Source organism: Mesorhizobium sp. M7D.F.Ca.US.004.03.1.1 (assembly GCF_003998635.1).
Classification (GTDB): Bacteria; Pseudomonadota; Alphaproteobacteria; order Rhizobiales; family Rhizobiaceae; genus Mesorhizobium; species Mesorhizobium loti.
On record NZ_RZQG01001839.1, the window covers coordinates 1 to 334 of the forward strand.

Genomic DNA, 334 nt, shown 5'->3' on the forward strand with positions numbered 1-334 from the left:
GCAAGAGCACGTTCCTGCGTTGCATCAATCTTCTGGAGCAGCCGGATGGCGGCAAGGTCGCCATCGATGGCGAGGTGATCAAGATGAAGCCGCTGTCGAGCGGCCGTCTTGGGCCAGCCGACATGGCGCAGGTCGAACGCATCCGCGCCCGCGTCGGCATGGTGTTCCAGAACTTCAATCTGTGGCCGCACATGACGGTGGCGGAGAACATCATCGAAGCGCCCCGGCACGTCTTGAAGGAGCCCCGCGAGAAGGCCATCGAACATGCGCACGCCTTGTTGAAGAAGGTCGGGCTCGCCGACAAGCACGCTCATTATCCGGGCCAGTTATCAGG

1 protein-coding gene is annotated in these 334 nt (G+C 62.0%); it reads left to right on the forward strand.

Translation table 11 applies throughout. The features are described 5' to 3' along the window. The coding region (locus tag EN935_RS40310; protein ID WP_127374463.1) for an ATP-binding cassette domain-containing protein at nucleotides 1-334 on the forward strand (334 nt) is incomplete at both ends.